Raw genomic sequence first — 20,342 nt, 5'->3', positions numbered from 1 at the left:
TGTCCCTTGACATGGAGCCTTGTACGAACTGTATGGCTATCGCCTACATACTGTAGGTTCCTGTCTTGAAAGATGAATGAATTATCCCTTTAAAAGTGATGAAGTCAGCATCCGGATATTACGTAGGAAGGCAATACGTGGAAGATGGGGTGTGGTTTTCAAAAGATCGAATCAAATGAGGGCCAGTCTTTAGTAGACTGGCCCTTTTTCATTAATATTCAGAAATCCGGACAAATTTTGAGGAGTCATTATGACTATTAAGTCATTACATTGAACGCTTACATTAATAGATAGGCTAATGGTGTTACAACAATTAAACTTAAAATTGTACGTTCTAGCCAAATAACAAGAAGTTTGGGGATACTGATACTACGTCAAAAAAATAGACACAGATTTTTCTACCGCGCTTTCGCTTGGTGGCCTTCATAAAAAAGTTTAAATAAAGAGCGATTTAAACTTTTTTATGAAGGAAAATCATGCTGCCGAATTTCCATACATTCGCTCAAATTCATTCGGTGTATTGTACCCCAGGGTTGAATGGATCCGCTTGGAATTGTAGAAAAACTCAATGTACTCAAATAATGATTTCTTCGCGTCCTCTCTTGTTTTATACATTGTTTGATACACTAGCTCACGTTTAAGAATACCGTGAAAGGATTCGATACAGGCGTTATCGTAACAGTTTCCTTTTCGGCTCATGCTGCTTATCATATTGTACTTAAATAATAGTTTCTGATATTCAGAGGAGGCATACTGAACACCGCGGTATGAATGGTGTATAACACCTTTCCCAGGTTTCTGACGTTTATAAGCCGTTTTTAAAGCAGAGATAACCAATTCCTTTGTCATAGTTTTGTTCATAGCCCAACCAATTATTTTACGAGAATAAAGGTCCAATACAGTTGCCAAATACAACCAGCCCTCATTGGTCGGAATATATGTGATATCCGCAACCCATAACTGGTTTGGTTTACTTGCTTTAAACTGTCGATCTAGGACATTTTCACTTACTGGATGTTGATGTTTAGAATTAGTTGTAGCCTTAAATTTATTGACCGTACAGGACCTCCATTGACTCTTTGTCATAATACGTGAAACCGTACGCTCACTAACTTCCACACCACGTTTATTTAGCGTTTTAGCGATTTTGACACTGCCGTAACGCTGATTGAATTCTAGGTGGGTCTGTAGAATCTCTTGTGATAATTTCTCATGTTGCTTCTGCTTATCACTTTTCGGTCGCTTTAACCATTTGAAGTATCCACTTTTGGAAACCCCCAGAACGCTGCACATCTTCTCCACTCGGAATTGGGAGCGATTTTCATGAATGAATTTATATTTTTACCGAGGGCTTTTCGCGAAGTAGTACATAGCCTTTTTTAAGATTTCATTCTCCTCCTTGAGATCACGAATTTCCTTCTGTAAAGCTCTAAACTCAGCTTCTTCAGAAGAGAACGATTGGACAGCCTTAATCTCTGGTTGTTGGCCATATTTCTTCACCCAGCCATGTAAAGTATTCTCGTTCACATCCACCTCTCTAGCTACTTGAGCTACAGACTTTTGGTTTTCTCTGATGTACTTTACTGTTTCAATTTTAAATGCTTCATCGTACCGTTTGCCATTATTTCTTGCCATAAGACACACCTCGTTATAGTTGATATTTTTATTATATCAATCTGTGTCTACTTTTTAGTCTAGCATCAAATAGTAAACCAGCAACCTTTGATTTCCTTGGCTTTAGACACTATTGTGGGAAAAGTAAAAAGGGGAAATTTCAGGTGAAACGGAAATCGAATAGGAAGAAAATCCAAGGTAAACTAAAAGAGTCTAAAGAATGGCTGAAGAAGAATAGAAATAAGAATATTCATATAATCATGGACAGATTTAGACGCTCGCTTATTGGTTATTACAACTACTATTGCACTGATAATATCCTAAATGTCAGCGAGTAATGAAGGCATTGCTCCAAATGGAGAAAAAAATTGATTTGAATACTTTGAAGAAAGCATTTGAAGGCTAAGAGAAAAAGACCTGTCCACTCCGCATTTGAAGGACAGGTCTTCTTAGGATTACTTATCCTCTCTCAATAAGTAGTTATTTCCATCCTGGTCTTTAAACGTAAACATAGTTCCAAAAGGCATTTTTAGCATATCTTCAACTTCCACGCCATTTTGTTTCATTTGTTCATAGGCAGCTTCAATATCAGATGTGCTGAAAAGAATGGATGGGTGGGCAACTGCAGAAGGGTTTTGCTGTTTCATGGCTTCCTTAGAATAAAGAACTAAAGTTGTAAATTCATCATTGCTTGGACCAACTTCAATCCAGGCAGCATTTTGTCCCATAGGCTGCTCGAGCTTTAGAACAAATCCCATTTTGTTCAGCCAAAAATCCTTTGCCTGTTCCTGGTCCTCAACGTATACTGTGATTTTTCCAATTTTATTGATCATAAAAAAAACTCCTTTGTTTCCATTCTTATATAAGGATTTTATCAGTCCATGCCGGCAAAAACAATTTCAGTATTGGAAAGGTTCGCGTGAATTCACCCCTAATTGGAGATAATTACTGTAAACATTGAGAGGAGAGGGGTTATGAACATAGATTCCATACGGTTCACCGATCCTCCTGTCCATCATCAATTTCCGCCATTATATGAGAATTTGGGTCTTCCCGAGGTTTCTTCCTTTATTGAGCAAAAGTATGAATTTGATTTTACTGCAGGAAAAACAAAAAGAACTGGGCATGGAAGTATTCGAGTGTATAAGCAATCTGGTGAATTCAAGGTAATAATCTCTGAAAAATTGACCGGATTCGGGCCAAAAAGGCTTGAAAAGCTTGCGAGTCTGCTTATGGAGGAGGTTAAAGAACGATTTATCAGCAATATTGAAGATGAAACTAAACCACGAAAAGTATACCACATGCATTTTGGCCGTAATGACAGGGATAAATAGGGACAGTTTAACTGTCCCATATGTCCTTACTTGGTGTTGTCTCTTTGGGCTTTTAAAGCGACTCTTTCAAGACCATTTTCTCTGTCATCCGCAAATTCTGTATCCTTAGGAAGTGCACTATTCTTATGATCTGATTGGTTTTTCTTATTCTTTGCCATGAGTTTCACCCCCTTTATATTCATTAAGGCATCTGCGTTTTTAGTTTGCATTCTTTTTATGAGGCTATGCCTTGCGCTGGGATTTTTATTAGTATTAGCCTGGGACTAAAATGAGACATTATCTAGTTCAATCAAACGTTTGATTGAATTGAATTAGAAAGAAAAAAGAGTGCACTTTGGCATTCTTTTTATATAATTTTGAACATCGATAACAGTCTAGCTCCAGTGCCTGCCCCCTCGAGGTCACAAGCATGAATTTGTTGCGGCTCCTAGGGACTCGGGGTAAGAAGCCGTTTCCTTTCAAAAGGGAGAACGCCTTCCTGCAGGACCGTCTTATGCCTGAGGCCCGCAGGACAGGAAAGGCTTCGAAAGCATAAACATAGCACGACCGAAAGCGGAAGCTTTTGGAAGGACGTGCCGATCTTAGTCTGCGTTCCTTCATGGGCAAGGAGCTTCCGCTTTTCTTATGTTAATTGACTGGCAGCATAATCCGGATGAGGGTGCCGTTTTGCGGCTCGCTTTGAACATTGATGGTACCTCCATGGAGGTGGACAAGCTGTTTGGTGATGGCCATGCCCAGTCCCGATCCGCTTCCTGTTTCTCCTGTATGGGTTCCTCTATAGTAGCGGCTGAAGAGCTTTCCGAGTGTGACGCTGTCCATGCCGATGCCATCATCCTTAATGTTAATGACAATCAGATGTTCTTCTATGGAAGAGAGGCTAACGGAAATGGCTGTGCCTGGCGGGTTATATTTAATCGCGTTGGCTATGATATTATCCAAAATCCGCTGAAACCATTTGGGGTCAATGGAAGCCGTAATGGATTCAGGGTGCGGAGTGAAATGGAATGTTCTGTCCTGATAGACTGGATCATTAATGTAATGAATGATGATTCGGCGAATGAATTCGTTTAAGTCGGTCCGCATTTTGGCAATTGGGAGAGCATTGTTCTTGAGACGGTAAGTTAAAGTTAAGTCCTCCAGCAGGTCCATCATGTAATCCGATTTTTCAGCCATAATGAGGGCGAACTCCTTTGTTTCCTTTTCGGACCATGTGTAATCATTGGAGGCAAGCATTTGAGCATATCCGGAAATAGAGGATAGCGGAGTTTTTAAATCATGGGAAAGACCGCTGATCCATTCTTCTCTAGTATTGGCCATCATCCGCTGCTGCTTCTCATTTTGCTGAAGAGTTTCGGTAAGCTGTGTTAAGGTTGTAATCAATTCTTTATAAATACGGAACTTTCTTTTCAATTTTCCTTTTCTGCTGAGTGTTACCGGATTGCCATGGACATCTGCCGGCTCCTGATACAGCCCGCTCCCCAGGTTTTGAATCCATTTCATTAATGTCAGCAGAGGTACACCGAATTTGCGTGCATACCAGAGAGTTCCGCCCAGAAGCAGCAGAAATGCCATGACAAAAATGATAATGAGACTTCTATTTAGGCTTTCAAATAAACTTTTTTCCAGAGTGGATGCCTTATTGTCAGCAGGAATCCCTAACAGGATGGCACTTTCTGTGTTTTGGTCAAAGTATACTGCTGGTGTGCTGCCTTCCGTATCCTGCTCTGCGAATAGCTTTCTGACTGAGTATTTGTTCGGCTGATTTTTGGCTCCATACTCATCCACTACATTGCCTTCAGGAGCAATAAGCTGGACCCAGGCATTTCTCCTGGATATTTCGTCCTCTGCGTTTTCAGAAAGGTTCAGCTTCTGTTGTTTCCAATCCACACGCCGGGATATTTGATTCAGAAGTTTAGTCTCAGCCTTGGCTTTTCCAAAAAGGACAAAATGCGGTTTAGTGCCGATCTTCCAATATGTATAATGGGCTTCACTGCTTTCCCCATAAGTAATGGCGGCGATTTCACTTTTCTTTAACTTTTTAGGAGCTTTATCCGGCATATTGAAAGTGCCCAGAACATCCCCGGTTTCATTAATGGCAAGGAGCCATCCATTCTGTTCCTTTGCCAGGCTTTTCAATTCCTCTTTAAAAAAGGCCTTCCCGTCTTTAAAGCTAACATGGTCAGATACAAAATAATCTTCAGCTTTGGAGAGATCCTGTTTGGATTCGAAATCCATCATTGAAAAACCAAGAAAAGCCCAAAAAGAAATCAGAATGATAAAAAAGAGCACAAAAACGGTAATTAATTGGACAAAAAATTGAAAGATGAATCGTCTATGGATGTTCATGAATACTGCCTTCCGGAACAAATTTATAGCCAAGTCCCCTTACTGTAATAATGTGGCAGGGGCTGCTTGGATTGCTTTCAATTTTCTCCCGGAGCTTTCGGATGTGCACCATGACCGTGTTATCCTCACCGAATCCTTCTTCTCCCCATACATGCTCATATAGCTGGCTTTTGCTGAAAAGCTGATTGGGATGTTTGCTTAAGAATAGGAGAAGCTGGTAGACTTGCGCTGGCAGGTCTATCCTTTTTCCAGAAACAGTAACTTCCCCTGCTGAAGTATTGATCTTAATTCTGCCAAAATCATAGATTGTCTGTACGGGAACAGGCTGACTTCCTTTATGTCGGCGCAAGTGTGCTTTAATTCGCGCAGCCACTTCAAGCGGATTAAAGGGCTTGGTAATATAATCATCTGCTCCTAAGGCAAATCCTGAAAGTTTATCAAGGTCGGTGGATCGTGCAGTAAGAAAGAAGATGGGAGCATCAGTCGTTTCCCTTATTAAAGGGCAAATATCAAAACCGCTGCGATCAGGGAGCATCACATCCAATAGAATAAGATCATAGGTATAGGACCTGCAGCGCTCTAATGCTTGTGCAGCAGTAGAGGCTGTATCGATATTTCTGAATTGTTCACGCTGCAAAATCGTGCATAGCATGTGCAAAATGGCTTGTTCGTCATCAACAAGCAGTAATCTTGAATCTTGCATGGTTATTCTCCTAATCTAGTTTGTTCAAACCTATCATATCACTCCATTTCCAAAAATATAGGAATTAAGGAAAAATTAAGGTAGTATTTCAGAGTGGTTAAGATTGACGGTATATACTTTACTCAGAATCACGCTGAAGGGAGCATGGAAAATGTTTGTGATGTGCAAGAGAGAGTTTATAAGTCTTTTTAAAGGAATTAAATCCATTATTATGATTGCCATATTATTTGCAGTATCGTATTATGCAGCGAAGTTTTCCAGTGTACTATCATCTGGGGTGGAACTGACGGCAGGTGAGGCTGAGGATATCCACACGATCGGTCTTTTAAGTGTCATTTTGCTGCTTGGACAATTATTTGTTTTCGGTTTGTCCCACGACACAATAAACAGAGAAATCCATGAGCGTACAATGAGGTTTCTGGTGACAAGGGCATCACGCTCTACTATATTATTCGGTAAATTCCTTGGAATATGGTTATTCTGGCTGTTCTGCATTGTGGTGTCTTTTTTGCTGATCAGTATCTATTCCAAGAAGTTTGATCTGTTTATTTTTTCTCAGACGATGAGTCTGGTGACTTACCAGACAGCTTTAGCTGTCCTATTATCCGTGCTTATCCCCAGACCTGGATATACCATGTTTTTAGGCAATATTCTGGGGCTGGTGCTTCCTGCTTTTGGATTTTGGGCAGCTTTGTCTCCAAATGGCTGGGTAAACTGGATGAAATACTTTATTCCTTTTTACTATTTGGAGCGGGACGATTTTACTTTTTTAGTCATACTGGGATTGGCAGGTATTATGCTGCTGGCTGCAAATACTGTTTTTAGAAGGAGGGAATGCTGATGAATGCCATCGAAGCGAAACAGCTTTCAAAAGCCTATGGTGCCCATCAGGTGGTCATGGGAATGGATTTAACCGTAAGGAAAGGCGAGATATTTGGGTTTCTCGGACGTAACGGTGCAGGTAAATCCACCTTTATTAATATGCTGACAGGCATCATTTCCTCCAGCAGCGGAACATACTCACTTCTTGGGGTTGAGGGTCCTGATAGCAAGGTGATGAAAAGAGTGGGGGTTATGCCGGATTATTCATCTCTCTATGGGTCATGGACCGCTCTGGATCATTTGCGCTTTTTCTCAGAGCTATCGGGCGCCAGGGCTTCAAAAGAGAAATGTCTGGAGGTTCTGAGAAGTGTTGATCTTTTATTACATGCCAATAAGAAAGCAGGCAAGCTCTCCTTTGGCATGAAAAAGAAACTGGGGATTGCTCAGGCTATTATTCATGATCCGGAACTGATATTTCTTGACGAGCCTACATCAGGCATGGATGCGGAATCTGTTATTCTCATTCACCGTCTCATTAAAGAACTTCAAAAACAGGGGAAGACGGTTTTTATGACTTCGCATAATCTGGATGAAGTGGAGAAGATTTGCTCAAGGATTGCCATTATGCGGGATGGAGTCATTGATAAGATTGGAACAATGGAAGAGCTGCGGGCCTTTTACCGGTCAACCATAACAGTCAAAATAAAACATTCCACCGTGCCAAAGCAGGAACAAGCTAAGCTGAAGCAATGGCTTGAGTCAGCTGGCAGCCTGCTTGAACACGGGGATGCTTATACAGTGATCACAATCAGCGATGAGAATAAGATTGCTGAAATAATAAGGGCTTTCACACAATGCAAGGCGGATGTTCTGCGGGTGGAAGTTGAAGAGCCATCGCTCGAAGAAATCTTTTTAAATGAATAATAGATGGGAGATTTATATGCAAGTAAATATAAAGGAACCTCAAAACAGGGTATCACAGAACGCCATCCTGGTATGGATCATCAGTGAGGCGATCCAAAATATCATCGGATTTGCGGTTCTCGGTTTGTTGTTTTATCTGGATGATCGATTTTCTTGGAAAGAATGGATCGGGTGGATCCTGATCATTTTATTGGCTATATCGATACCAGCGGCAATTTGGTCTTTCATATCACCATACATTCGGTACAAAAGCTGGCGTTACGATGTGGATGAAGAATATGTCCAGCTGAAGTCAGGGGTGTGGCAGGAAAAGCATCTGCTGATTCCCATGACGAAAATACAATCGGTTGAAACTGTGCAAGGTCCCCTTATGAGGAAATACGGCCTATATTCTGTAAGCATGGGGACGATGGGGTCCTCTCATGTAATACCGGCATTGCCAAAAGAGGAGGCTGTCTCATTAAGAAATAAGATAGCCAAACTTGCCAAAGTAAAGGAAGAGGACGAATGAAGCAAGCTAGAAGATATCATCCGCTTCTTATATTGTTTGGACTCATTCAATTACTAAGAAATTCAGCCTTTATTGCCCTCTTTTTATTTGTGATGAAAGCCGGCTCCCAATCCTTTCTGATTGTATGGGGACGGAAGCTTTTCCTTCCTTTTATTGCCTTGGCTGCTTTGTATGTTCTCATAGATTGGCTATCAAATAAGTATGAAGTGGACGATGCTTATATCCATTTATCCAAGGGAATCTTTGTCCGCTCCAAGAGAACTGTACCATTTACTAAAGTCCAAAATATCCAGAGACATACGTCTCTGCTTCACCGGCTATTTGGATTCACATCCCTTACCTTTGAAACAGGAATGGATGGAAGTGAGTCTGCGGTGGAGTTTAAGGTAATTTCCTTAAAAGAAGCGAACTGGCTGGAAGAGATGGTTTCAGCGAAAACGGAAGCGGAAATGCCGGAAGAGAGTGTAAAAACACTGCATTTTTCTCCCGGAAAGAAAGATCTTGTAAAAGCGGCCTTTACATCGCTAAGCTTTTTTGTACTGCTGTCTTTAATAGCTTCTATTTATACAAAAGTATCTGACTTTATTGATCTGGAAGAAAGAGGAATGGGCTTTTTGAAGGGGTTCCTTGACTCCTGGCAGGTGCAGGCTGCTGCAATCATCTTTTTTCTGATTATATCAGTACTGGCAGGTTTCTTGCGGACCTATATCAAGTATGGGAAATATGAAATATTCTCTGACGAAACCCGCATTTATATCCGCAAGGGATTCTTAGAAGAGACCTCCTTTTCTATTTCAAAAGATCGAGTCCAGGCAATAGAGATCAAGCAGAATATGATGAAACGTTTGACCGGGGTAGCTGAAGTGAAATTGGTGACTGCAGGTGATGTTGCGGAAGGAGATGAAAAGGAAGGCGTAAATTCGCTATTTCCTTTTCTGCCAGTTGATCGGGCCTGCAAGATAGCGGAGGAGATATTGCCGGCTTATGAAATTTTACAGAAGATGCATCCGCTTCCGAAAAATGCCCTATGGGTAAGCTTATTAAAGCCAAGCTTGTTATGGATTTTATCAACAGCTGCCCTGGTTTATTTCAAGCCTGAATTTCTGGGTATTGAAGAAACCTGGCTGGCAGGTTCTATCCTGCTCTTTTTCTTAATTGTCTTTGTACGAATCGCTGGGTATACAAATGCCCGTTATTTGATCAATGGCCCTTTTATTCAATTCAAAACCGGCATTGTTGGCACGAGGTTATTTATCTCGAAAAGAAGCAAGGTTATTGAGGCAGAAGTAACAGCAACACGATGGCAAAAGCTGTTTGGGCTTGCCTCCATACAGACAGTGAACCGAGGTAAGCCTGTTCAGCATGCCAGTGTGGAGAATGTGCCAGCCGATGTGGCTTCATCTTTCTATTCCTGGTATAAGAGCCGCAGGGAGGAAGTTCAAATTAAATAGAATTTTTTACCATGAAATGAAACCTCCATGGTTACCTTTCGTATTTAATTAGTACAACATAATTATGGAGGTTTTCTTTTTGAAGATGATGTGGATAATCACTGGAATAGTTCTTATTCTGGCAGCATCAGCTTTGGCCTTATTCATGTATCTAAAGGGGAAAAGCAGCGGTGATCCTGAGTCAGTCATCGGGTATGTGCAGGAACACAGACATACAGACAATATGGCCTTGGTTATTCGGCATAATGATGAAGAGTGGGTTAAAATCAATGAGGATGTACCGCTTCCTTTGGCCAGCACGGTTAAAATTATGGTGGCAATTGAATATGCGCGTCAGGCGGCGGAGGGAGAAATTGACCCCCAGGAAAAAGTCGATTTAAAGACTTTGGAAACGTACTATGTTCCTAATACAGATGGCGGAGCCCACCAGGCGTGGATTAATGGTCTTTCAGAAGAGGAGGAGAATGTTCCTCTAAGCGAAGTAGTAAATGGGATGATCGCTTACAGTTCGAATGCAAACACCGATTACCTGCTGAATGTCCTGGGAATTGAAAAGGTGAATAGACTTGCTGATGATTTGAAGCTTGCCAGTCATGAAAAGATGTATCCGATTGTCAGTGCCCTTTTTATCCCAATGGAGCTGATGGAGGAAAAGGGATTCACAAAAGAAGAGGCGCTTAAGGAATTGAAGGGCATGAGTCTTGAGGAGTATCGAAGCAGAGCTATAGACATCCATCAGAAATGGGAAAGCCATCCGCCACTCGAAAAGGGTAAGAAGGAAATATTAAGGATTCTCGATATGGATTTTCAAAGAGTATGGTCCGACAGGCTTCCGCGTGCTTCTGCTGGTGATTATGCAGAGCTTATGAGTCTATTAAACAGTAAAAGTTATTTTTCCAAGAAAGTCCATTCTTATCTGGACCCAGTTATGGAGCAGCTGCTGAAAAATCCCCGCAATCGGGAGTGGCTTCAGCATGCAGGGCAAAAGGGAGGATCAACAGCCTTTGTTTTTACCATCAGCATGTATGCAACCGATAAAGAGGGCAATCGTACAGAAATGGCTTTCCTTGCAAATGATCTGAGCAATACGGAGTTTAAGGAGCTTTCAAGGAATATGAACAGTTTTCAGCTTCAATTTCTGACAAACAGCGAATTCCGGAACTATGTAAAGGAGAAGCTGAATTAAGAGCTTAGAAAAAAGCATTCGCTGATAATGGCGAATGTTTTTTTACAGAGTAAAAGCCCCGCTAAAAAGCGGGGCTAGGTAATGCTTTATCTCCTCTGGCTGACCCACCAGTCGATGTGATCCAGGTTGAAGACATACAAATTGCCGTAAGGTCTGAGATGCGGGATGTCTTTATTCTGAATCAGATGATGGATTTTCTCCTCTGTGAGAGGATAGCCAATAGATGCTAAATAAGCGAGCAATTCCTCAATTCGGTAAACTTTTCTCACTTCATCACCTCCCGCTAAAACTCTTTCTGGAAGAATTCTTAGTGGCAGGCAATAAGGTATTGAAAAGCTTAGTTAGTATGTACCCTGTTTATTAAGAAGTAATCATGGCGGGAAAAATGAATCCTATCAATAGTAAGTATCGTAGAATAGCAGGAAGTATTTGTTAGATTCGGGAACTTATAAGATGATGTTCAAAAGCAGAATTAGTAAAAGATAAATTAAAGGGTGGAGAGTATGGTTCGAATTTTATACATAGAAGACGAAAGCGATATTGGCAGCTGGCTGAAAAATGATTTAGAGGAAAGAGGCTATGAGGTGATCTGGCTGCAGTCTGGAGAAGGTATGGAAAATTATCTTTCTGATGCCGATATTGCCATTTTGGATGTGATGCTTCCGGGGCTTGACGGGTTTTCGATCGGGAAGCGGATTAAGAAAGTAAAGAATGACATGCCAGTACTTATGCTATCGGCAAGGACGGCGGTGGAGGATAAGCTGGAGGGCCTGAGCTTTGCTGATGATTATCTGACAAAGCCTTTCCAGCCGGATGAGCTTGCTGCGAGGATTGAAGTGCTGTTAAGGCGATTTCAAAAGAATGATCAGGTGCTGGAGCTTCACCACTTACAGGTACATACAAAGGATTTGCGGATTATCAATCGGGATACAGACAATGAAATTCAATTGACAGGCAAGCAGTATCAGCTGTTTCAGCACTTCATTCGCCATCTGAATCAGATACTGACAAAAGAGCAGCTTTATGAAGGCGTTTGGGGAGAACAATATATGGAGGGCGACAAAACCCTGATGGTTCATATTCGCTATCTTCGTGAAAAACTCGAGAAGAACCCTTCCCGTCCTGAGATTATTGAGACTATCCGCGGAATCGGCTACAGGGTGAAGATATGAAAAGGTTTTTCCAATCGCTGCAGGCGAAGTATATGACGATTATTCTGGTTGCCTTATTTCTGTTTCAGGCAGCTTACTTACTCATTGCTATGCTGGCTATGGGTCTCCAAGAGGACATCTCAGGAGAAAAAAGCAAGAATGAATCCGATCCCAATCATATTGAAGAAAAATGGCATGCGGATGCAAAAAAACTGGAGAGGGCATCACAGGAAGCCATTCTTAGTCATTTCTCCAAATGGAAAAAGAAATATCCTGATGCTTCGATGTTTTGGGTAGATGAACATGGAAACCTGATGGAACAGCTGGATGTGAAGGGGGATCTGCCTGCTAATTGGACTCCTGCCTTTACAGCGAAGTTTATTAAAGAACGGTATGGCGGAGACCCGTTTACAGTTATAAGTTTTATTGGCGGGGATGAAAAGAACGGTTTTATCGTTCTTGAAATACCGAGGAATTTATTTCTTCCACCGATAGTGGAGGTAACAGAGAAATATGGACTTCTCTTAGGAGCCGGTCTGCTTTTGATCATTACCCTGTTTATCATCGTCTCCTTTTTATTTTTCCGTGGGATCCGCAAAAGACTGCTTCATCTCCAGGAGGCGATGGAAAGACGGGATATGGATAATCTCCCGATTGGCATTGATGTGCAAAAGAATGATGAAATCGGCCAGCTGGAACAGACCTTTAATGAGATGATCTTAGAGCTCAAGGAAAGCAAGCAGCGCGAGCAGGAGGAAGAACAGCTGCGGAGGGAGCTGATCGCCAATCTGTCCCATGACCTGCGGACGCCTTTGACGAAAATCAATGCACAAACATACTCGATTGCAAAGGAGAAGCTGTCTCCAGAAGGAAAACAGGCGGTCAAAGCGCTGGAAACCTCGATTGTTAATATTGATAGATTGATTGAGAACCTAATGAGCTACACGCTTTTGATGGCGAGCAAGCATAAGCAGGAGCTGACCGAGCTGGATGCTGTCCGGTTTGTTCGTGAAAGTATGGCATCATGGTATCCAGTTTTTGAGAAAGAAAGTTTTGAAGTGATCATCGAGTTAGAGCCATTTCAAGAGAAATGGCAGGCAGACCCGGTGTGGCTGAGCCGTATTTTTGATAACATCCTGCAAAATGTGCTGCGGCATGCGAAGGATGGGCTTTACCTTGAAGTGGCGACTGAATCCACCGATGAGTATGATGAGATTATTTTTATCGATCATGGGAAGGGGCTTAAAAACAGCTCCAATGAAAAAGGGGCCGGAATTGGGTTATCCATCGTTGATATGATGGTGAAGGGCATGAAACTGGAGTGGGATATCGATTCCGGTGACGAGGGCACAAGCATAAAAATCTTAAGAAAACATTAGGAGCTGCCTTATCAGGAGCTCCCTTTTTGTTTTAGATTCCATAATGTGATCAATTGGTAAATGCCAAAGAAAACTGCCAGAATAACGAGGATAATCCAGGCATAAATGTGTGGAATAAAGAAATATACGAGTAAGCAGGCAGGCAGGAACACAGCGTAGCCAATGTTAAAAAGCCTTTTAAACGTCATAAGGTTATCTTCTCCCCAAGGTGCTTACTGTATTAGACGATTGAGGAGGAAAAAAGTGTCATTTTAAACTTTAAACAAATTTTAAACTTCCCACTACCTTTGTTTTAACCTTGACTGGCTAAGATGGAAAGTGAGGTGAGAGGGAATGGAGTATATCGTAAGAACGGAAAATTTATCAAAGCATTTTGGTCAGGAGAAAGCTGTGTCAGGTCTGGAAATGAAAATACCCAAAGGGGAAATCTACGGATTTCTGGGTCCGAATGGTGCGGGGAAAACGACAACGATCCGGATGCTTTTGGGGCTGATGAAGCCTGATTCCGGCAGAATTGAAATTTTTCAAAAAGATTTAAAGAAAGAAAGACTAAATATATTAGGACGGGTAGGCTCGCTTGTAGAATCACCGTCATATTACCCGCATTTAACGGCAAAAGAAAATCTGGAAGCAATGAGAAAAATACTTGGTGTGCCGAAACAGAGAATCGCTGAGGTGCTGGAGATTGTCCGGCTAACAGATGCCGGTGATAAGAAAGTAAAGGGCTTCTCACTCGGCATGAAGCAGCGGCTTGGAATCGCTGCTTCGCTGCTGAATAACCCGGAATTGCTGATTCTGGATGAGCCGACAAACGGTTTAGATCCTTCGGGGATTATTGAAATCCGTAATCTGATAAAAAGCCTGCCATCTGAATGCGGGATGACCGTGTTAATCTCCAGTCACTTACTTTCAGAGATTGATCAGATGGCAACAACAGTAGGTATTGTCACGAAAGGGAAGATGATTTTTCAGGATTCAATTGAAGCGATGCGCATGTATGCAAAGCAATCCGTTTTAATAAAGGTCAGCGAGAGCGACAAAGCCTGGCGCTCCCTGTTGGGAAGAGGAATGAAGGCTGGTTTGGATAGTGGTATCATTTCGCTGCCGCAGCAATCGGATGAGCAAGTGGCTGAGGCTGTTCGCGGACTTGTAGCAGATGGATTTTCCGTTTACCGGGTTGAAGAAGAAAAGCGATCATTGGAAGACATTTTCCTTCAGATGACGAGGGAGGAGCAGGCCGGATGATGGGAAAATTGCTGGCAGCTGAATTTATGAAGATTAAGCGGAAAGGAATCTGGTTCCTGACCGTACTGGGTCCAGTTGGGGTAGTAGCCATGCAGATGGTCAATTACGGGGTGCGCAAGGATTATTTGTTCGGGCAGAATGATGACCGGTGGGGATATTATTTGGACAATATCCATTCGTTTACACCGCTTGCGATTGTACTGGGCATTGTAATCCTGACCTCTTTTATGTCGAGCATTGAAAATGAAACGAACGCCTGGAAACAGCTGATTGCATTGCCAGTTTCAAAGATGAGCGTGTATTTATCGAAGTTCACGGTGCTAATGGTTCTGCTCCTGGTTTCTTCTGTGCTTTTGATGCTGTTTACAATCGCTTTTGGATTGTTTCTGGATTTGGGCGGGGAGATTCCGTATTCCGGTCTGCTGAAATATAGCTTTTACCCTTTTTTTGCGGCATTACCTGTTTTGGCGCTGCAGCTTTGGGCAGCGACTGTGAGTGTAAACCAGGGGGTGCCCATAACTATGGGGATTTTGGGTGTGATTCTGACATATGCTGGTTTTACTTTGCCGGATTGGCTGATTTGGAAATGGCCGCTGCTGCTGAATGAGTGGAATGAACCGCTCATCAACGTCCTGCTTGGAATTGGAGCCGGCGTTTTATTATACACAGCCGGCATGATTGATTTTGCGAGAAGGGATGTGAAATAGATGCTGTCTATTTTGAAGTCGGAGTGGTTTAAACTGCGAAAATCAAAGATCTTCGGCATTCTTTTAGTGGGGCCGCTGATTGGGCTTGGTGCCGGGATTGGGGCAAATACAGCTGAAACGGCGGGAGTGATGAATGAATGGTACATGCTTTTGATTTATATGAATTTGCCTTATTCGATCCTCTTTTTGCCGTTAGTTACAGGGGTTCTGGCAAGCCTTGTCTGCCGGTATGAGCATCAGGCCGGAGGCTGGAAGCAGCTTTTGGCGCTGCCTGTCACAAGGGGAAAAGTGTTTGCAGCTAAGTATGCGCTAATCCTGCTATTGGTTTTGCTTATCCAGTTATTTTATTTAGCTGCCATTTTTGGAGCAGGATTGTATAAAGGTGTGCCCGATCCGTTTCCGGCAGCGATTATCTGGAAAAGCATATTGGGAGGCTGGGTGGCGACTTTCCCCTTAGTCGCTCTGCAGCTGTGGATGTCCGTCTGGTTCAAAAGCTTTGCGGCACCTTTTGCGGTCAACGTCGTTTTTACGCTGCCATCCATTCTGGCGATGAATTCCGAGAAAGTGGGTCCCTATTATCCATGGGCACAGCCATTTGCAATGATGTATCCTGCGGCAGGTACGGGTGATATTTTCTTTATACCATGGGAACAGCTTTTGACTGTAATCGGCGGATTCTTTTTATTGTTTTATCTGGGCGGCTATTTTTATTTTCAGCGGAAGGCTGTGTAGACAGGATACCAGGGGAGAGATCTCCTGGTATTTATATGGGTAAAAATGTATCCGTTTGAAACTTTTTCTATTTTATTCCGTAAAGCTATAGTGGAATCATTTTAAATAGAATAGGAGTGTTCTTAATGGAACAAGAAGTAAAAACAAGCAGTGCAAAACCAAGTATGCTTGGGATGATTTGGAGTCCTGGGGAGCAGTTTGACCGCATCCGCCAGAACCCGAAGATTTGGGTGCCGCTGATTTTGGTCAGTATTCTATATGCTGCAGGAATGTTTTTGATGGCCGTGTCGATGGATGCTTCTTACCTTGGGCTTGAGGGCATGAGTGAGGCCGAGGCAGAGATGGTAATGATGTTTTCGAGGGTGGGTGTGGCGATAACAGGAATTTTCACACCTGTAGTGGTTGCCCTCATTTCCGGTGGTATTTATATGATTTTCATTAAAATTGCTGGATCAGATGCAACGTTCAAACAGATATTTTCCATGAATATTTATATTCTTGTTATTGGCGGGATCGGCCTTTTGGTCAATATGGCATTAAGAGCAGCTATCGGAGGAAATCCGGAAATATTTATTACTAGTTTAGCAGGACTGATGAACAGCGAGAAACCAGGAGTCCTGGGTTCTATCGAGTTATTCAGCATCTGGCAGTCTGTTGTAACGGCTATTGGCCTTCATCGGGTTGGAGGATTATCAAAAGGCTGGGCTTGGGGCATTGCGATTGCCTTCTTCATCATCGGCATTGTCTTCACTTTAATCAGCAATACCCTTTCAGGAATGACTGGTGTCTAAATGAAAAAGAAAGTTTGGATAGCAATCGGAGTTACGGCTGTGTTTTTGCTGCTGGCTGGCGTTAGCGTATACAGGCAGGCGTTTGCGAAAGGGCCGGAAGTAAAAACCTCCCATCCAGTTCAGGAAGAAATTAAAGAGCAGATCATGATTCCGGGAACGGCAAAGCTTGTGAATGAGCAGAAAATATATGCATCTCCTGAAAAAGGCGAAATTAAGGAATTCCTGGTGGAAGAAGGGGATTCTGTTAAAAAAGGAGAGGTGCTGGCCAAATTTGATGACCAGGCATTGGAGCTTGAATTGGAAAAAGTCAAGCTTCAGGCTGAATCAGGCTATATAAAAATCAACCAGCTGGAAAAAGAGGAAGACCAGCTGAGGGATAAGGAAAAAGAGCTGCGCAAACAAGCTGGTGAAAAGGAAGCAGATAAACAGATACAGCCTGAAAGGGATCAGTTGAAACTGGAAAAGCGATTGGCGAATCTGGAATTAAGCCAGGTGCTTTTGCAGAAGAAAGATATTGAAAAACGCCTTGGAGAATTAGAGGTAAAAAGCACAATAGATGGAGTGGTGCTTCAGGTGAACAAGGCAGCCACCTCTGATCCGGCTACGGCAGGAAAACCTGTCATTTATGTTGGCGATTTAAAAGCACTCGGCGCATCAGGCTTACTTTCAGAATTCGATTCATTAAAGGTGAAGGAGGGACAAAAGGTGACTCTCCGTTCCGATGCAATTCCTGAAAAGGAATGGAAAGGCGAAGTCAGCGAAGTAGCTGATATGCCAGAAGAGAATCAGGGAATGAACCCTGCCGAAAAAAGTGCGCCACAGTATCGGGTGGAGGTTACAGTGAAGGAATTGTCCCTGAGATCAGGCTTTCAGCTCATAATGGAAATCGAAACGGATAAGAAGAAGGCACTGACTGTTCCGGCAAACTCGGTTATAACTGGAGACAGCAGCGTATATGTATTCGTGGTCAGGGATCAGAAAAGCTATAAACAGGAAGTGGAGACAGGTGTCGCTTCCGGGAATAAAATCGAGATAACAAGCGGCCTCAATGAGAAGGATTTGATTATTACTAATCCATCAGATCAGCTGAAAGATGGCATGGAAGTGGATGCGAAATGATTGATCTTACTGGCATAATCAAGTCTTATCAGGCGGGAAAAGAAAGAATTGAAGTTTTAAAAGGGATTAATCTTAGCATTGAGCAAGGTGATTCTGTGGCGATTATGGGGCCATCCGGATCGGGAAAGTCGACGCTTATGAATATTATTGGATGCCTCGATTTGCCGACAGAAGGAATATATGAACTGGATGGTGAGGACATATCCCATTACTCGGAAGCAGAGCTGGCAAAGGTCAGAAATCAATCGATCGGGTTTGTGTTTCAGCAGTTTCACCTGCTTCCGAGACTGACGGCTATTCAAAATGTAGAGCTGCCAATGATTTATAGCGGCCTTGCCAAAAAGGAACGATTGGAAAGGGCGGAAGCCGCGCTGGTCAAAGTGGGTCTTGCTGATCGGATGGAGCATCTGCCAAATGCCCTATCAGGAGGGCAGAAGCAGCGGGTTGCCATTGCCAGAGCGATTGTGAACGAACCGAAAATCATATTGGCGGATGAACCAACAGGTGCTCTTGATACGAAAACAAGCGCCTCCATTATGGAACTGTTCAGTGAGCTGAACCATGAAGGGTCAACGATTGTAATGGTTACACATGAACCTGAGGTTGCAGAGTATGCCCATCACACGATTATGGTGAGGGATGGGCTGATTGTGTCAGCAGAACCTTCCCGCAGGGGGGCGCCTACATGAGTTTTGTAGAAAATATCAAAATGGCGCTTAGTTCATTGAAGGCGCATAAAATGAGATCGATTTTAACGATGATTGGGATCATTATTGGTGTTGGGGCTGTCATTATTGTAGTCGCAATCGGCCAGGGCGGAGAAGCGATGCTGAAGACGCAGCTGACAGGTCCCGGCAATACAGTGGAGCTGTTTTATCAGCCTTCTGACGAGGAAATTCAGGCAAACCCAAACATATTTAATGAAGCTCCTTTTGATGGGGAAGATATCAATGCATTGGAGCAGATTCCGGAGATTAAGAGAGTAGTTGCTTCAAGCTCACAGTTTTCACAGGCTTCTTTTGGGGAAAAGAAGGCAGAAACATCGACAACAGGAGTAAGTCCAGCCTATTTTGAGCTGAACAATGTTGATATGGAGAAAGGGCGGTCCTTTACGGCTGCAGATTTCCTTGGCGGACGCAGGGTGGGGCTTGTCAGCTATTCCATGCAGGAGGAGCTCTTTGATGGCAAGTCGCCGGTTGGCGAAGTGATCCGGATTGGGAACCAGCCGATTGAGATCATTGGCGTCATGGAAAAGCCGACAGGACTTTTTTCATTCGGTGCTCTGGAGATCTATGTGCCTACTAAAACATGGCAGGCTATTTATGGAAAGAGTGACTATACCCAAGTGACGCTTCAGGCAGAATCCGCTGATCAGCTTCAGACGGCCGGAAAGAAGGCCGCCAACTTACTTAACAAGATGCATAATACAGAAGAATCTTATATGGTCATCAACATGGAAGAAATGGCAGAAGGGATCGGCCAGATTACAAAGGTCATGACTTTAATCATCGGCAGTATCGCCGGCATCTCGCTGTTTGTCGGCGGAATTGGCGTCATGAATATCATGCTCGTATCTGTAACGGAAAGAACGAGGGAAATCGGCATCCGTAAAGCACTCGGAGCGACCAGGGGGCAAATCATGGGACAGTTTCTAATCGAATCTGTCACGCTGACTTTAATTGGAGGAGTGCTGGGAATCCTGCTTGGCTGGGGTTCGGCATCCCTGATTTCTTTCTTTGCCGGATGGCCATCGCTCATTTCCTGGCAGGTCGTCGCAGGAGCCCTTTTCTTCTCAATGGCGATCGGCATTATTTTTGGACTGCTGCCGGCCAATAAAGCTTCGAGGCTGAGTCCGATTGAATCTTTGCGGTATGAGTGATTATTAAAGAGGCTATCTTCGGCTGAGGCTGGGGGTGGTCTTTTGTTTGAGGTGAACATAATGATTCAATTAAATATGATATTTGTTATGTTTTTATTCACTTTGCTAGCGCGATATATGATATGTGGCGCATTTGAACCTGCTCCTAGGATAAGGGATACCAGATTTTTTAGGGATATCTGTTTGGAAAACCTGCGCCAATTGCAGAAAAGGGTAGAAAAGTCCTGTCTCCGTGATGAATTTTGTAGGAATGGACCACTTTTCTTCGAAATAAAGGTGCCTCGGGCAATTTGTGTGCGGATAGCTGAGAAATATGTGCGCATAAGATTTTTTATGTGCGGATAGACGTTATATCTGTGCGGATAAAAAAAATTATGTGCGTTCAGCATTTTTAAAGGAAATCTGGCTGAAATCATCGAACATACATTAGGATGAAAACAGCTGAATA

20 protein-coding genes and 1 pseudogene are annotated in these 20,342 nt (G+C 42.9%); 15 read left to right on the top strand and 6 right to left on the bottom strand.

The features are described from left to right. Nucleotides 1–474: 474 nt before the first annotated feature. Together NR125_RS07695 and NR125_RS07690 are read right to left on the bottom strand one after the other, a co-directional pair. Nucleotides 475–1,635: pseudogene (locus tag NR125_RS07695) on the bottom strand (IS3 family transposase). Nucleotides 1,636–2,069: 434 nt separating this feature from the next. Continuing rightward, nucleotides 2,070–2,447: a VOC family protein gene (locus tag NR125_RS07690; protein WP_009335508.1), complete on the bottom strand. Its 378-nt coding sequence runs from the start codon at nt 2,445–2,447 to the stop codon at nt 2,070–2,072. A 141-nt stretch (nt 2,448–2,588) separates the two neighbouring features. Here NR125_RS07690 and NR125_RS07685 point away from each other — a divergent pair, with 141 nt between their 5' ends. Further along, a complete protein-coding gene (locus tag NR125_RS07685) occupies nt 2,589–2,948 on the top strand; it encodes a hypothetical protein (RefSeq protein ID WP_009335507.1) in 360 nt (119 codons plus the stop codon). Between the two features lie 26 nt (nt 2,949–2,974). Here the strand turns inward: NR125_RS07685 and NR125_RS07680 are convergent, their stop codons facing one another. The 3 genes from NR125_RS07680 to NR125_RS07670 all read right to left on the bottom strand — a co-directional run bounded on the left by NR125_RS07680 (nt 2,975) and on the right by NR125_RS07670 (nt 5,997). Beyond that, nucleotides 2,975–3,106 carry a hypothetical protein gene (locus NR125_RS07680; protein WP_256814931.1) on the bottom strand — a complete coding sequence of 44 codons (132 nt, stop codon included), beginning with the start codon at nt 3,104–3,106 and terminating at the stop codon, nt 2,975–2,977. 469 nt (nt 3,107–3,575) lie between these two features. Further along, nucleotides 3,576–5,294, bottom strand: coding sequence for a sensor histidine kinase (locus NR125_RS07675; RefSeq protein WP_009335505.1), 1,719 nt, complete (start codon nt 5,292–5,294; stop codon nt 3,576–3,578). Continuing rightward, nucleotides 5,281–5,997 carry a response regulator transcription factor gene (locus NR125_RS07670; protein WP_009335504.1) on the bottom strand — a complete coding sequence of 239 codons (717 nt, stop codon included), beginning with the start codon at nt 5,995–5,997 and terminating at the stop codon, nt 5,281–5,283. Before NR125_RS07670 ends, NR125_RS07675 begins: the two co-directional genes overlap by 14 nt. Before the next feature lie 151 nt (nt 5,998–6,148). Between NR125_RS07670 and NR125_RS07665 the strand changes: the two genes are divergently transcribed. From NR125_RS07665 to NR125_RS07645, 5 genes are all read left to right on the top strand, one after another. Next, entirely contained in the window at nt 6,149–6,838 is a 690-nt protein-coding gene (locus NR125_RS07665; protein WP_071159671.1) for an ABC transporter permease, read from the top strand. Continuing rightward, nucleotides 6,838–7,743, top strand: a complete 906-nt coding sequence (locus NR125_RS07660) for an ABC transporter ATP-binding protein (RefSeq protein WP_034297459.1) — start codon at nt 6,838–6,840, stop codon at nt 7,741–7,743. Before NR125_RS07665 ends, NR125_RS07660 begins: the two co-directional genes overlap by 1 nt. Nucleotides 7,744–7,759: 16 nt before the next feature. Then, nucleotides 7,760–8,254, top strand: coding sequence for a PH domain-containing protein (locus NR125_RS07655; protein WP_192908086.1), 495 nt, complete (start codon nt 7,760–7,762; stop codon nt 8,252–8,254). After that, complete coding sequence (locus tag NR125_RS07650; protein ID WP_256814927.1) at nt 8,251–9,705, top strand: PH domain-containing protein; 1,455 nt, start codon at nt 8,251–8,253, stop codon at nt 9,703–9,705. The genes NR125_RS07655 and NR125_RS07650 overlap by 4 nt, the downstream gene beginning before the upstream one ends. A 79-nt stretch (nt 9,706–9,784) precedes the next feature. Further along, the gene (locus NR125_RS07645) at nt 9,785–10,891 is read left to right on the top strand and encodes a serine hydrolase (RefSeq protein ID WP_192908088.1); all 1,107 of its coding nucleotides are present in this window, start codon (nt 9,785–9,787) and stop codon (nt 10,889–10,891) included. 86 nt (nt 10,892–10,977) lie between these two features. Here NR125_RS07645 and NR125_RS07640 read toward each other — a convergent pair whose 3' ends face one another. Beyond that, entirely contained in the window at nt 10,978–11,160 is a 183-nt protein-coding gene (locus NR125_RS07640; protein ID WP_019381118.1) for a hypothetical protein, read from the bottom strand. Nucleotides 11,161–11,394: 234 nt separating this feature from the next. Between NR125_RS07640 and NR125_RS07635 the strand changes: the two genes are divergently transcribed. The 9 genes from NR125_RS07635 (at nt 11,395) to NR125_RS07595 (ending at nt 19,894) form a co-directional block, all read left to right on the top strand. After that, complete coding sequence (locus NR125_RS07635; protein ID WP_192908089.1) at nt 11,395–12,063, top strand: response regulator transcription factor; 669 nt, start codon at nt 11,395–11,397, stop codon at nt 12,061–12,063. After that, nucleotides 12,060–13,421, top strand: coding sequence for a sensor histidine kinase (locus tag NR125_RS07630; RefSeq protein WP_192908090.1), 1,362 nt, complete (start codon nt 12,060–12,062; stop codon nt 13,419–13,421). The genes NR125_RS07635 and NR125_RS07630 overlap by 4 nt, the downstream gene beginning before the upstream one ends. Nucleotides 13,422–13,754: 333 nt before the next feature. Beyond that, nucleotides 13,755–14,666: an ABC transporter ATP-binding protein gene (locus NR125_RS07625; protein WP_009335496.1), complete on the top strand. Its 912-nt coding sequence runs from the start codon at nt 13,755–13,757 to the stop codon at nt 14,664–14,666. Continuing rightward, on the top strand, nt 14,663–15,373 hold the full coding sequence (locus NR125_RS07620) for an ABC transporter permease (protein WP_192908091.1): 711 nt from the start codon (nt 14,663–14,665) through the stop codon (nt 15,371–15,373). Before NR125_RS07625 ends, NR125_RS07620 begins: the two co-directional genes overlap by 4 nt. Next, nucleotides 15,374–16,105, top strand: coding sequence for an ABC transporter permease (locus NR125_RS07615; protein WP_009335494.1), 732 nt, complete (start codon nt 15,374–15,376; stop codon nt 16,103–16,105). A gap of 125 nt (nt 16,106–16,230) precedes the next feature. Beyond that, a complete protein-coding gene (gene yknW, locus NR125_RS07610; RefSeq protein WP_019381114.1) occupies nt 16,231–16,896 on the top strand; it encodes a YknW family membrane protein in 666 nt (221 codons plus the stop codon). Beyond that, entirely contained in the window at nt 16,897–18,015 is a 1,119-nt protein-coding gene (locus NR125_RS07605) for an efflux RND transporter periplasmic adaptor subunit (protein WP_192908092.1), read from the top strand. Then, on the top strand, nt 18,012–18,704 hold the full coding sequence (locus NR125_RS07600; protein WP_019381112.1) for an ABC transporter ATP-binding protein: 693 nt from the start codon (nt 18,012–18,014) through the stop codon (nt 18,702–18,704). Before NR125_RS07605 ends, NR125_RS07600 begins: the two co-directional genes overlap by 4 nt. After that, nucleotides 18,701–19,894: an ABC transporter permease gene (locus tag NR125_RS07595; protein ID WP_192908093.1), complete on the top strand. Its 1,194-nt coding sequence runs from the start codon at nt 18,701–18,703 to the stop codon at nt 19,892–19,894. The genes NR125_RS07600 and NR125_RS07595 overlap by 4 nt, the downstream gene beginning before the upstream one ends. Nucleotides 19,895–20,342: the final 448 nt, after the last annotated feature.

This window comes from Cytobacillus sp. Bac17, assembly GCF_024519925.1.
Classification (GTDB): Bacteria; Bacillota; Bacilli; order Bacillales; family Cytobacillaceae; genus Cytobacillus; species Cytobacillus pseudoceanisediminis.
This window is presented reverse-complemented; position numbering and strand designations above follow the sequence as displayed.

Bases quoted from the DNA above. Each gene is read 5' to 3' on its own strand.
- NR125_RS07690 (WP_009335508.1), bottom strand. From the start codon at position 2,447: ATGATCAATAAAATTGGAAAAATCACAGTATACGTTGAGGACCAGGAA.
- NR125_RS07685 (WP_009335507.1), top strand. From the start codon at position 2,589: ATGAACATAGATTCCATACGGTTCACCGATCCTCCTGTCCATCATCAA.
- NR125_RS07680 (WP_256814931.1), bottom strand. From the start codon at position 3,106: ATGGCAAAGAATAAGAAAAACCAATCAGATCATAAGAATAGTGCACTT.
- NR125_RS07675 (WP_009335505.1), bottom strand. From the start codon at position 5,294: ATGAACATCCATAGACGATTCATCTTTCAATTTTTTGTCCAATTAATT.
- NR125_RS07670 (WP_009335504.1), bottom strand. From the start codon at position 5,997: ATGCAAGATTCAAGATTACTGCTTGTTGATGACGAACAAGCCATTTTG.
- NR125_RS07665 (WP_071159671.1), top strand. From the start codon at position 6,149: ATGTTTGTGATGTGCAAGAGAGAGTTTATAAGTCTTTTTAAAGGAATT.
- NR125_RS07660 (WP_034297459.1), top strand. From the start codon at position 6,838: ATGAATGCCATCGAAGCGAAACAGCTTTCAAAAGCCTATGGTGCCCAT.
- NR125_RS07655 (WP_192908086.1), top strand. From the start codon at position 7,760: ATGCAAGTAAATATAAAGGAACCTCAAAACAGGGTATCACAGAACGCC.
- NR125_RS07650 (WP_256814927.1), top strand. From the start codon at position 8,251: ATGAAGCAAGCTAGAAGATATCATCCGCTTCTTATATTGTTTGGACTC.
- NR125_RS07635 (WP_192908089.1), top strand. From the start codon at position 11,395: ATGGTTCGAATTTTATACATAGAAGACGAAAGCGATATTGGCAGCTGG.
- NR125_RS07630 (WP_192908090.1), top strand. From the start codon at position 12,060: ATGAAAAGGTTTTTCCAATCGCTGCAGGCGAAGTATATGACGATTATT.
- NR125_RS07625 (WP_009335496.1), top strand. From the start codon at position 13,755: ATGGAGTATATCGTAAGAACGGAAAATTTATCAAAGCATTTTGGTCAG.
- NR125_RS07620 (WP_192908091.1), top strand. From the start codon at position 14,663: ATGATGGGAAAATTGCTGGCAGCTGAATTTATGAAGATTAAGCGGAAA.
- NR125_RS07615 (WP_009335494.1), top strand. From the start codon at position 15,374: ATGCTGTCTATTTTGAAGTCGGAGTGGTTTAAACTGCGAAAATCAAAG.
- yknW (WP_019381114.1), top strand. From the start codon at position 16,231: ATGGAACAAGAAGTAAAAACAAGCAGTGCAAAACCAAGTATGCTTGGG.
- NR125_RS07605 (WP_192908092.1), top strand. From the start codon at position 16,897: ATGAAAAAGAAAGTTTGGATAGCAATCGGAGTTACGGCTGTGTTTTTG.
- NR125_RS07600 (WP_019381112.1), top strand. From the start codon at position 18,012: ATGATTGATCTTACTGGCATAATCAAGTCTTATCAGGCGGGAAAAGAA.
- NR125_RS07595 (WP_192908093.1), top strand. From the start codon at position 18,701: ATGAGTTTTGTAGAAAATATCAAAATGGCGCTTAGTTCATTGAAGGCG.